This window comes from Neisseria sp. P0007.S010 (assembly GCF_051962875.1).
Classification (GTDB): domain Bacteria; phylum Pseudomonadota; class Gammaproteobacteria; order Burkholderiales; family Neisseriaceae; genus Neisseria; species Neisseria subflava_A.
This window is the reverse complement of sequence record NZ_JBQCUX010000002.1, coordinates 40,926-55,641: the sequence shown is the minus strand read 5'-3', so window position 1 is coordinate 55,641 and position 14,716 is coordinate 40,926. Positions and strand designations below refer to the sequence as shown.

9 protein-coding genes are annotated in these 14,716 nt (G+C 47.9%); 3 read left to right on the top strand and 6 right to left on the bottom strand.

Annotation, left to right across the window (positions count from 1 at the left end):
• Positions 1–55 precede the first annotated feature (55 nt).
• From cysI to ACTHR7_RS01695, 4 genes are all read right to left on the bottom strand, one after another.
• The gene (gene cysI, locus ACTHR7_RS01710) at positions 56–1,813 is read right to left on the bottom strand and encodes an assimilatory sulfite reductase (NADPH) hemoprotein subunit (protein ID WP_293207779.1); all 1,758 of its coding nucleotides are present in this window, start codon (positions 1,811–1,813) and stop codon (positions 56–58) included.
• Positions 1,814–1,982: 169 nt separating this feature from the next.
• Complete coding sequence (locus ACTHR7_RS01705) at positions 1,983–2,516, bottom strand: inorganic diphosphatase (protein WP_003678634.1); 534 nt, start codon at positions 2,514–2,516, stop codon at positions 1,983–1,985.
• Between the two features lie 84 nt (positions 2,517–2,600).
• Positions 2,601–3,065, bottom strand: a complete 465-nt coding sequence (gene nudB / locus ACTHR7_RS01700; protein ID WP_070645739.1) for a dihydroneopterin triphosphate diphosphatase — start codon at positions 3,063–3,065, stop codon at positions 2,601–2,603.
• Positions 3,066–3,202: 137 nt separating this feature from the next.
• Entirely contained in the window at positions 3,203–3,856 is a 654-nt protein-coding gene (locus ACTHR7_RS01695; protein ID WP_070645741.1) for a metallophosphoesterase, read from the bottom strand.
• Between the two features lie 86 nt (positions 3,857–3,942).
• On the opposite strand from ACTHR7_RS01695, the gene ACTHR7_RS01690 reads away from it, so the two are divergent.
• Entirely contained in the window at positions 3,943–4,386 is a 444-nt protein-coding gene (locus tag ACTHR7_RS01690; protein ID WP_293207768.1) for an RpiB/LacA/LacB family sugar-phosphate isomerase, read from the top strand.
• A 32-nt stretch (positions 4,387–4,418) separates the two neighbouring features.
• Here the strand turns inward: ACTHR7_RS01690 and ACTHR7_RS01685 are convergent, their stop codons facing one another.
• Entirely contained in the window at positions 4,419–5,897 is a 1,479-nt protein-coding gene (locus ACTHR7_RS01685) for an RNA ligase (RefSeq protein WP_440370215.1), read from the bottom strand.
• 88 nt (positions 5,898–5,985) lie between these two features.
• Positions 5,986–7,560, bottom strand: coding sequence for a vWA domain-containing protein (locus ACTHR7_RS01680; protein ID WP_440370214.1), 1,575 nt, complete (start codon positions 7,558–7,560; stop codon positions 5,986–5,988).
• 1,031 nt (positions 7,561–8,591) lie between these two features.
• Here ACTHR7_RS01680 and ACTHR7_RS01675 point away from each other — a divergent pair.
• Together ACTHR7_RS01675 and ACTHR7_RS01670 are read left to right on the top strand one after the other, a co-directional pair.
• On the top strand, positions 8,592–9,347 hold the full coding sequence (locus ACTHR7_RS01675) for a tRNA(His) guanylyltransferase Thg1 family protein (RefSeq protein WP_107867211.1): 756 nt from the start codon (positions 8,592–8,594) through the stop codon (positions 9,345–9,347).
• Positions 9,348–9,369: 22 nt separating this feature from the next.
• Positions 9,370–14,697 (top strand): RecQ family ATP-dependent DNA helicase, encoded by a 5,328-nt coding sequence (locus ACTHR7_RS01670; RefSeq protein ID WP_107867210.1) that lies wholly within the window; start codon positions 9,370–9,372, stop codon positions 14,695–14,697.
• Positions 14,698–14,716 lie beyond the last annotated feature (19 nt).

Sequence of the window (14,716 nt, the reverse complement as noted above, 5' to 3'; positions counted from 1 at the left end):
GCCTTTAGCCCTTCTCTATTTTCTTATTGCAGACTTGTGGGTCTGTCTGTATGCGTTATGCCCAGAAATCGTGAGGTGCATCCAATACGGGTTTGACAATACCGGTGCGGACGGCAAAATCGCCGAAGCCTTCATCATCGAGTCGGTTTCGAGACCAATCTGCTACCCAGCCTTCGACAATTTCAAGGATTTCAGGTTCGGTAATGTTTTCTTTAAACAGACGAGGAATGCGTGTGCCTTCACGGTTGCCGCCTGCGTAGAGGTTGTAGCGGCCGACTGCTTTACCGACCAAACCGATTTCCGCCAGCATGGCGCGGCCGCAACCGTTGGGACAACCGGTTACGCGCAAAACGATGTATTCGTCTTCCAAGCCATATTTGGCGAACATTTCGTCGATTCTATCGGAGAATGTCGGCAGGAAACGCTCGGCCTCTGCCATTGCCAGCGGGCAAGTCGGCAAGGCAACGCAGGCCATCGAGTTCTCACGCTGGATGGTAATCGATTTGCTGATAAGGCCATGATCTTTGGCGATTTTATCAACTGTGTCTTTCAATTCGGGCGGTACATTGGCAACCACCAGATTTTGGTTTGCTGTCAGACGGAAGTCGCCGGGATGGATTTTAGCAATTTCGCGTATACCTGTTTTCAACGGTCTGCCGGGATAATCGAGCAGACGGCCGTTTTCAATAAACAAAGTCAAATGCCAGTTGCCTTCATGCCCTTGTACCCAGCCGATATGGTCGCCGCGATGCGTGAATTCGTAAGGGCGGATGGGCTCAAACTTAATGCCCATGCGCCTTTCGACTTCTTCTTTGAACACATCCACGCCCACGCGTTGCAGCGTATAGCGTGTACGGGCGGCTTTGCGGTCGCTGCGGTTGCCCCAGTCGCGCTGGGTGCTGACGACGGCTTCGGCGGCGTTGAGGGTGTATTCGAGCGGTACGAAACCAAATTCGTAAGAAGTGTTCGGATAGGTTTTGGTATTACCGTGTTCGCTGGATAAACCGCCGCCGACCAATACATTGAAGCCCACCAACTTGCCATTTTCTGCAATCGCCACGAAACCCAAGTCATTGGAATGAATGTCCACATCATTATCGGGCGGAATCACGACGGCGGTTTTGAATTTGCGCGGCAAATAGGTTCTACCCAAAATCGGCTCTACGTCGTCGGCAATTTCTTTATTGCGCGGCTCGGTCGGCTCGGTCGAGAACACTTTTTCGCCGTCCAGCCAAACATCGGCATATGCCATGGTACGCGGCAGAAGGTGCATACTGATGCGCGCCGCCCATTCATAGGCTTCTTGGTGCAAAGTGCTTTGCACTGGATTGCTGGTACACAACACATTGCGGTTGACATCGCTGGCTGTGGCAATGGAATCGAGACCTAGTTTGTGCAATGACTGATGTGCCTGTTTTAAATCGGTTTTCAAAATGCCGTGGTATTGGAAGGTTTGACGGTTGGTCAGGCGGATAGAGCCGTAAATCGTATTTTCACCGGCAAATTTGTCGATACCCAGCCACTGCTTCGGCGTAATGATGCCGCCGGGCAAACGGCAACGCAACATCATGTTTTTTAAAGGCTCAAGTTTTTGTTCGGTACGCTCGGCACGGATATCGCGGTTGTCCTGTTCGTACATACCGTGGAAGCGGATAAGCTGAAAGTTGTCGGCAGTAAAGCCGCCGGTAAAGTCGTCTTTCAACTCTTCCTTAATCGTACCGTGCAGATAATCGCTGCGCTCTTTTAAGGCTTCGTTGCCGGACAAAGGCGTCTCAGGCAGCTTGGCTCGTGGATCGGTTGTGGTAGCAGTCATTGAAGCACTCCTTATTTTTGGTATAGGCGTTACTTTAATGAGGCCGTCTGAAAATGAGAAAGAATGGTTTGTTTGTTTTAAAGACGATTTTGTTATATTGATTAGAAACATAAAAAGGCCGTCTGAACTTTGCTTTCAGACGGCCTTGATATTGGACGGGACAAACCGATTAGGCTTGTTTGTTCCAACGTTCGATAGATTCTTTGATGACTTGTTTCGCTTCTTCTACATCGCCCCAAGACTCAACTTTGGTGGTACCTGCTTTTTTCAGGTCTTTGTAGTGGTTGAAGTGGAACTCGATTTGTTTGATCAGTTGTTGCGGTAAATCGGCCAAAGTTTTGTAGGCGTTGCCATTGTTGCGGTCGTCGGCTGGAACGCAGACGATTTTGTCGTCTACTTCGCCGTCATCAACGAATTTCATCACGCCGATAACGCGTGCTTCCAGGAAAATACCGGTTGCCAAAGGCTGCTCGGTCACCAGCAATACGTCCAATTCGTCGCCGTCTTCGTCCAAAGTTTGCGGAATGAAGCCGTAGTTGGTCGGTTTGGCGAAAATTGCCGGTTCAACGCGGTCGAGTTGGAAGGCGGCCAGTTTGCGGTTCCACTCGATTTTGTGGTTGCTGCCCGCAGGGATTTCGTTGACAACGTTGATGATGCCGCCGTCCACGTCGCCCGGGGTCAGGATTTTGTTGAAGTCTGCCATGATGGTTTCCTTTGATTTTAAAGAGAGTCAAACGGCGAAAGTATAGCAAACCCAAGGCCGTCTGAAAATGTGAAACTGTCGTATTCAGACGGCCTTTTTGGCATTCAGCCTTTTGACCAATTCTAAAATTGCGCGTTTATTGGAAGGGGAAAACACTTTTTCCGCCGCTTCTTCTGCGCCAAACCAACCGTAGGCAACATGTTCGTCCGGTTGTAGGACGATAGGCGTATCGCGCGGAATTTGGGCGGAGAAGATGTGTTCGCGGTTTTCAAAAACGCCTTTGGGATAGCGATGGCGCCAGTGATGATAGATTTCATAAACGGTGCTGTCATGCCAGTTTTCCAGCTGGCCGTCTGCCAGGCGGATACCGGTTTCCTCCCACACTTCGCGCCATGCGGTTTCTTCGATACACTCGCCCTCTTCCATGCTGCCGGTAACCGACTGCCAAAAACCTTGCGGCGCCGTACGTTCAATCAGCAGGATATTGCCGTCTTTATCATACAAAACAACCAAAGCGGAAACGGGATACTTCAGAGGCTTACCGCTCATGACTTGTCCTTGCCGGTTTGGTTGGGGAGGCTGATTTTTTGTAGTAAGTAAGCCAAAAGGTTTTCCATGTATCACTCAAAAATGGGAAATTGATATTCAGACGGCCTTTGCCGGAAATCCGCAAAGGCCGTCTGAAATTATACCTGATTTAACTGCACCAGTTTCCGAGACACCAGCTCAGCCGCTTCTTCCGGCGAGTTGGCCTTCAAGCCTACTTCGCCAAAATACGAAATTTTAGGCAAATCACACAAAAACTTATCGACGTCTTGCGCCGTCAAAAAGCGGCCGTGCAAATCGAATCCAACATTTAAAGCACGCCCTTTGATTTCCGCCACCCTGTCATGCAAATGGCCGTATAAGTGATACCAACCCTGATAGCAGCCGTCCCACTCCTGAATCGGATAGTGAAAAAGAACCAGCGTATTCTTAATTTCCGGCAATTTGAGTTTCAAATACGACCGTATGGACGACAGCAGCGGATGGCCGTCATGCTTGGTTTGGCTGCGGAACAAATCGGCATGCTGCCGAATCACATGATCATGATTGCCGTAAATCAAGTGATGTTGCCCGTTCAACCGCGACAAAACGCGCTCTATCTGCTTATGGTCTTGGGCAAAGGAAAAATCGCCCAAGTTGTACACCGTATCTTCAGGCGTAACGGTTTCATTCCATGTCCGGATTAAAAATTCATCCATCTGCTCCACGTTATCGAACGGTCGAAATTGCGGGCAGAATTTGGCAATGTTTTTATGTGAGAAATGTAGGTCGGATGTGAAGTAGGTTTTGCTCATGCCGTGTTCTCTGCGTTGCAGGCTTGAATCGTATCACGCGCGGGCGTATGCTGAGTAATGTTTATTGTGTGCTTCAAGGAGTTTTTATGCGTTTGGTTATTGCCGCGCCGGCCAACGGCGCAATATTGAAAGACGCGCTCAAAGCGCATCTGCAAAACGACACGCGCGTCAGCAGCTTGGTCGATTTATCCTCGCCAGAAGGAAGCTATCCGCAACTCTCGTTTGCCGCAGCCGAAGAAGTTGCGGCAGGACGCGCCGACCGTGCGCTATTGATTTGCGGCACCGGCGTGGGCACGGCAATTGCCACCAATAAAGTGCGCGGCATACGAGCGGCGACAGCACATGATTTGCTTACTGTCCGCGGCTCGGTGGAAAACTATAACGCGCAAGTTTTATGTATGGGGCAAAACGTGATTGCCGCGCCGGCCGCTTGGGCGTTGGTGGATATTTGGTTGGATTTGCGCCACGACACAAGCAGCGGCTATGCACCTAAAGTCGGCGAAATTGAAGCATACGAGCGCGGAAAATAAATACGCATTGCTACATATATTTTCAGACGGCCTTACAACTGTCTCAAAAACGCTTGAATAAACGCGATTTTATCCAATTCCGACATGGCATTGAATGTTTCCTGATGCTCGTGGATATAGTCAATCAAAGGGTAAAATTCTTCATCAAGGTGGCGTTTATCAAGTTTGCGGCCAATATTGCCTTCGTTGCTTCGTCCTAAAAACTTGGAAATCAGGTAATACGGCGATTTGAGTTTGAACAGCATTTCGCCGTTTAGGGCATCAAATACCATAAAGCCTTCGTGTTCCACGTTTTTCAGACGGCCTTTCAGCTCGCCAAACGTGATGTTTTTCAGCGTTTCAGGACGGCGCACTCCGTATTGTTTGCCGATTTCGTCCAATTCCGATTCAGAAAATTGACGGCCGGTCGCCACGTCAATGCAGCCGATTAAGGTTTCGCCCAATTCTTCGCGGATGATGTGTACATCTTTCGCATCTGTGATTTCAAACAAAAAAGTATGGTTCGGATATGCGCGGAACAAGGTTTCGTATTGCGCGCAGTGTGCGGCGGTCATATTGGCAAACGCGCTATCAAGTGAACCGGTAGTCGAATATAGCACTTTGCCGTCAAACGCCGCGCCTTTGGACGGGTGGTCGTCTGAAAGCGAGACGAAAGTGCAGCAGCCGAGGAAGCCGTTCACTTTTACCACTGCATCCACCAATCGCTCGTCGCCGACGCGGATCGGGTAACGGCTGCCTTTGGCGATACGTTCCGAATAATTGAACACTTTTTTAAACGGGCGCACGATGATTCGATTATGCGCGTCGATAATCAAACCGCGCATTTCCAGCAAAGCATCATCAAAGCGGTTGTTATAGAACACGCTGCGGGCGTATTTCAACACGCGCAATTCGGGATAACGCTTGGATGCTTTGGCTGTAAAGTTACGGCTGCCGTGTTGCAGATAGTGATCGGTCACAAAGGTTTGCTGCGCCTCATCAAACACCAGCGGCTTATGCTCAATAGCCTGCATCTGTTCGATTTTTTCTAACTGCTCCGCATTTGCCGGTTGCACGGCCTCGATATGGATTTCGTTTGCCACACGGTTTTGGTTCAACTTGATATACGCCGCCAACACATCATGCTCTTTTACGCCGTGCAGGTTGGGATAGAAATTGTGCAATCGGTAGATCTCTGTTTCAAAACCGCTTTTCTCCGCCTGATCCAATAAATGACGGCAACGCGAAGTTTTTTGGTTGGTATTGGAATTAATGATCAAAATATTTCGATTCGGATTTTGGCGTCCAAGTCTCAAAGTTTCAGTCATCAAAGCATTGCCGCGTTTTTGCGCCTTATCCACTGCTTCGCCCGACCAACGATATTCACCGTATTCATCGGTAATGAACAAATCGTTTTCAATACGAACCACTTCCGCATCTGGATACTGTGCTTTAAATTCCACGGCTTTTTGTTCGGCAAAAGTCGATTTTCCCGAACCTTGATGACCGCGGATTAAGATGAATTTTTGCATTTTGTTTCCTTATTCTTTTTCTCAGCTTACCCTGAATAAATAGGCCGTCTGAAAAATATTTCTACCCTTTTTTCAGACGGCCTTAGCTTTAGTTCACAGCTGCTAACGGCGTTTTCTCAATCTCTTCTACCCAGAAATCTGTACCCATACCTCGTTCGGCAAAGGAACCAATCAGGGAGAATACTTGGTCGGAGAAGCCGCCGATGTTCAAAATATCCTGACGGTTTCGTGCTTGAGCCGTAGTGTAAGGCTGGATATCCAGACAAACGAGTTTGGCTTCCGGACAACGTCTCTTCAGAATATTCCACTCTTTCATCAGGCTGGTTGTTGCCCCCCATCGTTGGCTGTCATCTGCCCAACTTTCGTTGTCTGACACAATGACAACCAAATCCACTTCGGCTTTTTCACGGTTCAACATGGCAAGCGGTGCGCTGCATGCCGTTCCGCCTCCGCCGATATTGGCGAGTTTTTCGGCGTTGGTCATGATGCTGTCGCGTGGGTTGAGCTTCACGTTTACCGTGATTTGTTCAAACGGTATCACGCGAGCTTGCGGATTCGTACGCAACATGGCGGCGGACACGAGCGCGGCAATGTCGATGCAGCGGGTTTTGCTGATTGCACTGCCGCGATAGCCTGTAACCGAGCTGTGCATAGAGCCGGAAACGTCCGGACAAACCACGACTTTGCCTTGTATGACCGGTACATTTTGTACGGCGGTTTCCATCGCGTCTTGCAGCGCTTCGCAGATTTCAAACGGCATTTGATTAGATGTTGCCTGATAGGCAGTCAGCAACTGATAAGGTAGAACACGGGCGCGGGCAATGGCGGTTTCGTCACGCAGTTTTTCTGCCACCATTTTGATGTTTTTGCTTTTAGCAAACACTTCGTGGCGCAGGAAAGTGTTCAGGTTTTGACGAACCTGCTGCCATGAACCGTTACAGGCAATTTGCGCCCAGTCGCCGCTGTTCAAGTCTAAAGCTGTAAGCATTTGGAAAGGAACGTTGGGCAATTCGCCTTCTCGGCTTTGTTTGTAGTCTTCAAAAGCGCGGGTAATGGGCGGCAATGCTTCGCGGTCGTAAGGTTTGCCGATCAGCCATGCAAACCATGCGGCACGCCATGCCTCTCGCGGTTTGGGGTGCACCATTTTGACCACGTCCGCCAGCGACGGCGAATTGCCGATGGCGGCGTTCAACAGTTGTTTTTCGGTGGCGGTCAAAAGCCAAGTCTGCATCAGTTTTTTCGGACGGTTGCCGAAGGATTTTCTGCCGACTGCGCCGCTGCGGATAATTTGTGCGAAGTTACGCAACATTTTACCGTTGTCCGCCACTTGATCGAATACGCGGGTGAGCATGTTCACATCTTTTTGCGCCAACACGGCAAGCAACAGCGCAGGCATATCTTTCATAAAACCTTTTTGACGGGCATATACGGCAGTTTTGGCGATGAACTCGGCATCCAGGTTTTCCGCCAATTTCAACACTTGGTCAAGCTGACTTTGGGCGTCGGCATAGTAGGTATTGTTCAGACAACCGGTAGCGGCAAGCTGGGCCAGCTGTTGTTTGGGTGTCAGCGTGTAGGCGATGCCGCCGGCTTCATTATGGGTATCGGTTTTAGTAAAACGGTTTTTAATCGATTGAAACAAGGTAGTATTAGCCATTTTCATTTTCTTTCATATTGTTGGTTTGAGGCCGTCTGAACTTGTTTTAGCCTTGTTTTTCAGACGGCCTTGAATGGGTGGCAGTGTGGCGGCTAAAGATGAAGAGAAGCGTTTTTAACTGAAAGCTAATGTATTCTCTTCCGGGCATCCGCCTACTGCCGTAGGGCGGCTAGTTTAATTAGGATCATTCGGGTTTGTAGCAAGCAAGGAATGTAATCCTAATGGCATTCGCCCATAAGGGGTGGCACATCTGGCAACGAAGAGTGAAGAAATTTTTACGCGCTCTATCCTCTGAGCTACTCTGCCATAGTTGGCGGCAGAGACGGGATTCGAACCCGCGACCTCGCGCTTAGCAGGCTGTAATTCCTCCGGCATTTGCCGTTTGCACCGAAAACGGTTTTTATATCAGCTCGTCCGAATATTTCAGACGGCCTCGAATGAGGGCAGCGTAGCAGATAAACATGAAGAGAAACGGTTTTAACGTGAAAGGTTAATGTACTCTCTTCAAGCATCAGCCTGCTGCCGTAAAAGTAATATGGCACGCAACAAGTTTTTAAGGGAAACATGCCTTGGCTCTACCAACTGAGCTACTCTGCTATTTGGAACAACAGAGACAGGACTCGAACCTGCGACATAAGGATATCCATGTTGTAGTTTCCCCAGGCATTTGCCTGCCATATTGGAAAAGGGTGGGCGACTAAATAAACAAGACGTTCAACGTCTATCAGACGAGACAGGATTCGAACCTGTTAATCCAAATGTAGTCTTGTTGGCATTCGCCCTGTAACCACACAGCAACTAAATTTACGGAAAATTTTTCTCCGGTAACTGTATTTCCCGAAGCATCTGCTGTATCGTTACATTCACAACAAAGCCAACAGCGTGCCAAGAATAAAATTTTTATAAAAATAATTTTTAATTAATTGAATATAAAGGAAATATATTTTAAAGTAGCTTTTATCAGCAAGAAGCGTAGAATACTAAAAAAATATATTTATAGATAGTTATATAGAAAATAAAATATACAAGGATATATGATGAGATTCGATGATTTGGACAAACGCTTGCGACAATACGAAACCGCTTATGATTTTTGCGTACCACAGGAAAATTTTATTGTTGTACGCTTAGACGGGCGCGGTTTTACACGACTAACCAAGGAAATTTGGCAGTTTGAAGCCCCGTTCGACATTCGTTTCCGCGATTTGATGGCGCACACCGTCCGTCATTTGATGAAATGCGGCTTCAATGTGGCGTACGGCTATTCGGAAAGCGATGAAATTTCACTATTGCTGCGTCGAGACGACGATACGTTCAAACGCAAAACGCGCAAAATCATTTCGGTATTGGCTGGTGAAGCCAGCGCCGCCTTTTCCGTGGCGCACGGGCAGACCGCCGCTTTTGATGCCAGAGTTTGCGTTTTGCCGAACGAAAAACTGGTGGTCGATTATTTCCGTTGGCGGCACGAAGACTCATACCGCAACGCGCTCAACGCCCACTGCTATTGGATGCTGCGCAAGAAAGGAGAAAGCGCGTCCCGCGCTACAGATGCCGTCAGCAGCCTGACACGCGCGCAGAAACATGATTTGCTGTTTGAACACAATATCAATTTTAACGAATTGCCCGCATGGCAGAAACGTGGCTTCGGTGTGTATTTTCAGACGTCCTTAAAAGAAGGCTTTAATCCGAAAACTGACGAAACTGTACAAGTAAAACGCCAAATCCTGCATACGGATTTCGAGCTGCCGTTGGGCGATGATTACGGCGTGTTTGTCCTGGAAAGAATTGTTTAATTTGTTTAGAGGTCGTCTAAAAATGAATACCGCTACAAAAGAACAAATCCCCGCCGTTCTTATCATTGATTTGGAAGTCGATCCAAAAACCGACAAGCCGTTCAAAATCGGTGCATTCCGCCCCGACTCAGGTTTGTTTTTTGAAAAAGCTTTTCGTGGAGAAAAGGGGTTTCATACCGCCTTGTGTGAAATGGCTCATCTGACCAGTGGATTAAAGTGGCTGATGGGGCACAACATCCTCGGGCACGATTTGAAATATTTGAAGGCCGTAGTACCCGAAGCCGCATGGCTTAAAGTGCCTGTTATCGATACGCTGTGGCTCTCGCCTTTGGCATTTCCGCAAAATCCGTATCACCGACTAATCAAAAACCATAAAATCATCTCTTCTGAAATTAATTCCCCACTCGCCGACTGTCACGCTTGCTGGCAGCTTTTTCAAGACCAATGCACTGCGTTCGGAAAAATCAAAGCCGAAAAGCCCGAGGAGTTTGCGCTGTGGACAGCCCTGTCTGATATACCCCTGCCGTATCGGCTTTCAGAAGACATTATGATTCCCGAGCGTGATACATCGCCAGATGTCAAGAAACTGATCGACACTATTTGGTTGATGATGCAGGACAACAATGATCAAGGTCGTCTGAAAGTCTGCCGCACACGTTTTTTGGAGTTAATGAAAACAGACATCCGTAATCCTGCCATATATCCTTCCCTCGGCTATGCCTTATCTTGGTTAAATGTCTCTGGTGGTAATTCTGTGTTAGCTCCGTGGGTGAGGCACCAGTTTCCCGATACGGCTCGGCTGATTGCCGAATTGCGCGACCATGATTGCGGTAGTACGGAATGCCGTTATTGTCAGGATACGCTCAATCCTGAGGCGCAGTTACAGCGTTATTTCAAACTACCGACTTTTCGCGATGTAAAAGGATTTGATGGTGGACAACGTGCTGTGGTTCAATCAGGTATGAAGGGGTTGCATACGCTGGCGGTGCTGCCCACGGGCGGCGGCAAATCCTTGTGTTATCAGTTGCCAGCACTCAACCGCTACTACCGCAACGGAGGCTTGACAATAGTTGTTTCACCTTTGCAATCGCTGATGAAAGATCAGTTGGACGGTTTAGAGAAAAAAGGAGCTACCTGCGCTGCTATGCTTAACGGCTTGGTTGAGGTGGTTGAGCGCGCCCAAATTTTAGACAAAATAGCGTTGGGCGATATTGGCATCTTGTTTGTCGCGCCTGAGCAATTCCGCAACAGAAGTTTCATTACTGCTATTTCACAGCGCCAAATCAATGGCTGGGTATTCGATGAGGCACATTGTCTGTCTAAATGGGGCCATGATTTCCGTCCCGATTATCTATACGCAGTTAAATTTATCGCTGAACACAGCAAAAACAACGGTACGATGGCCCCAGTAAGTTGTTTTACTGCTACTGCCAAACCCGATGTCCTCGCCGACATCACTAACCATTTCCGTGAGGAGGCTGGTATTGAGTTCCGCCAATTTATTGGTGACAACGAGCGCGACAATCTGTTTTACGATGTGCTGGAAATTTCAGATGACCTTAAAAAGCAAAAAATCAACGAACTGTTGCATCGTGAACTTGATCATCAAAGCGGTGGAGCCGTGGTATTTGTCGGACGGCGGAAAAGTGCGGAAACCTATTCGGCTTATCTGAAAGAACAAGGCTGGGCATGTGAGCATTTCCACGCAGGTTTGGGGAACAACGAAAAAGCCGATATTCAAAACCAGTTTATTGGCGGTAATTTGCGCGTTATTGTCGCCACCAACGCCTTTGGTATGGGCGTGGATAAACCTGACGTACGCTTGGTTATTCACGCTGAAATCACCGGTTCGCTGGAAAATTATTTGCAGGAAGCGGGCAGAGCAGGGCGTGATCAGGCAGAGGCAAAATGCGTGTTGCTGTATGACGGCAAAGACGTGGATACACAATTTTCCATCAGCAAAATGTCGCAAATCGAATTGCGCGATTTGAAATCAGTGTGGAAGAAAGTTGGTTGGCTGAATCAGGCGGCATACGGCAAAGACCATTGCGGTGAAATCGTGGCAACAGGTGGCGAAATTTTGCGCGACACCGAGGAGCACATGAGTTTTGACAGCGATGATAGACAGGCAGATACCAAAGTCAAAACCGTATTGGCATGGTTGGAACGTGCAGACTTATTAGAGCGTAAGGAAAATCAAACCCGTATTTTCCCCGCACGTTCAGGTCGTCTGAATCTAGATGAGGCGCTGGCGATTATTGAAAAAAACAAGTTCAGCAAGCGTATCTCGGAAATTTACCAAACCATTGCCGAAATTGTGTTTAAAGCGCCAGAGGACGCGCCTTTGAGTACCGATGATTTGGTGCAGGCAACAGCATGTAGTTTCACCGAATTGCGAGGTCATCTAAAAAAGCTGGAAGAATTGGGTATCCTTACCAACGATACGCATATGACCATCATTTTGCGTACCGATAACATAAAGCCTGCCGACAAACGTCTGGCACAAGTTATCGCCTGTGAGGAAAAACTCTGGCAGATTTTAAAAAACGAAATTCCAGAAGCAGATCAAGGTATTTGGCAAAACCTCTCATTGAGCGCTGTCTGCCACCAAATGCATGAGGTAGGTTTAGAAACCAATCCTGCTGAAATCAAACTTCTGATGCAGTCGCTTGCCGATGATAAAGCAGCAGAGCGAACAAACAGCAGTGGAAGTTTCCAAATCCGTGATGTTGGCAACAACCTTTTGAAAGTACGTTTCAAGAATCCCAAAAGCGACAGTTGGGAAAACCTACAAAACAATGCCGAACTTCGCCGTAATATCGGTCTGTGCCTTTTACCATTCCTGATGGCAAAAACCAATGGAGTACGTCAAAAAGACGTAATGGTTGAAACCCGTATGGGTGAATTGGTGCAGCAGCTTGCCGACGATTTGGTATTATCGGTACAAATCCCGGCTGACCGTCGCGAGCTTCTGCTCAGGCAGACACTGCTGTTTATGCACAAACAAGGCATTATCAAACTCAATCACGGTATGACCATTCTGAGACATGCCATGACTATTACACCCAATCCAAAAGCACTCTCAGCTAAACGCCAGTATCTTGCGGAGGACTATAAACCGCTTTCCATTTTTTACGGCGAAAAACGCTTTCAAATCCATGTGATGCAGGAATATGCCCTTCGCGCACTGAAAAATCTTACTGAAGGGTTGAATTTGGTGCGTGATTACTTTGGCTTGGAAGAAAAGAATTTTAAGAATAAATGGTTTAAAGGTCGTCTGAAAGAATTGGACGAACCTGCATCGCCACAAACCCTGCGTGAAATTACAGACGGGCTGAATGAGATGCAGAAAGCCGTTGTTACCGACCAAAGCGGCAGCAACCGTCTTATTCTTGCCGGACCGGGTTCAGGAAAAACGCGAGTTATTGTACACCGTGTTGCCTACCTTTTACGGGTGCAACATGTTCCCGCATCCGCCATCATTGTATTGACTTTCAACCGTTTGGCGGCGCAGGAGGTCAAGCGCCGCCTGTTCGGACTGGTCGGCCCTCTTGCTGCTGCCGTTACGGTTATGACTTATGACGGTATGGCAATGCGGCTTTTGGGTGTGCGCTTTGACGGCAACAACCGAGAATACGGCAAAAGTCAGTTTAAAGAATGGTGCAGGCAGGCTGCCGCTATGCTTTCAGACGACCTTGAAAACGATGATGGTAACGATGAAACACGCGAACGTATCATGGCAGGCTTCCGCTATATTCTGGTAGATGAATACCAAGACATCAGTGAAGAACACTACCGGCTTGTTTCTGCGCTTGCGGGTAGGAAGCGGGCTGAAGAAGACAAGCTGACCATTCTGGCGGTCGGCGACGATGACCAAAACATCTACGCCTTCAACGGCACCAGCAACGAGTACATCCACCGTTTCCAAAAAGACTACGACGTTGCCCAACCTGACTATTTGACCTACAACTACCGCAGTACGCAGCACATCATCAGCGCTGCCAACAGCGTGATAAACGGTCTGACAGGTCGTCTGAAAACACTACATCCGATTGTTATCAACCCTGAACGTCAAACACAGCCCAACGGTGGCGTATGGGCTGCAACAGACAGCATACGGCAGGGGCGTGTGCGCCACATCAGCCTGCCGTTCGGTAGCAATAGCAACATCCAGGGACAAGCTGTTATCACTGAAATAGGTCGTCTGAAAACCTTGGGCGCAGTCACATGGAATGAGATTGCAGTTTTATCCCGTCATAATGCTAGTCTCAAACCTCTGCAGGCATGGTGTGAACAAAACGGCATACCTTATTTTTTGAGTGCCGACAAAAGCAGCAAAATCAAATTGCGCCACACCCGTGAGTTTGTCCGCCTGATTGATGGCGTGGAAAAACAAACCGAAGGCCTTACATCACAAGCTTTTGCAAAACTTATTAGTGAACAAGTGAAAAAAAGTGGGGGTAATTGGTGCGTTTGGTTTAGGCAATTACAAACTGATTTCTTAAACGAATATCCACTGCAAGATGAGAAGCTACCTGAAAAGTCAGATAACCTTGCAGATAGTCGTGAGGCAGAAATCAAAGTGTCGCCCATAGAAGACAACGGGTCGTGTGAAAACAGTAGTGGCACTGTTAACCGATATTCGTCCTCCTTTCTGAAAAGCTGGCTCTACGAGTATGTAGGTGATGAACATGAAACCCGTTCGGAAGGTATATTTCTAGGCACGGCACATGCAGTCAAAGGATTGGAGTTTAAGCACGTCTTCATTTTAGACGGAGGTTGGCAGGGAGCTGACGAAGCAGAACAGAGGCTTTATTACGTTGCTATGACTCGTGCCATAGAAACATTGACCCTATTGCAAACTACTCCAGAGCATCCTTGGATGGCAAAGCTACCTGATGATATTGAAAGAGTGGCTCAAATCTTTACCGAATTACCTGATTTGAATACCGAATACAGACGTTTGGCGGCTTATCGAAACACGGCAGCCGAGGGAAAAACCGACAGCAAAAGTGATTTGGATATCGACTTCATCGTTTGTCACAACAATGTCGAAACTGTGAGACAACGCCTGTTTACTGCTGCGAAGCTGAAAAAAGACGATCCACTGGAAATGAAACGGACGGAGGATGGCAGATATATTTTCCTTTCTGATGATATTGAAGTTGCCCGTACCGTTAAATTACCACCGTTGCCGACAAAAACTACCGCCTATGCCAACACTTTCAGAGTACGTTATTTAGACGAAGTAGGAGAATCATTTCGCCAACGTATCCCAGAAAAAATCGGTACGAAAAAGCTGGAAAAATGGACGCTTGTTATTCCTATGTTAGTGATACCGCCTGAGTAAAAAGAGTTTTTCAGGCTAT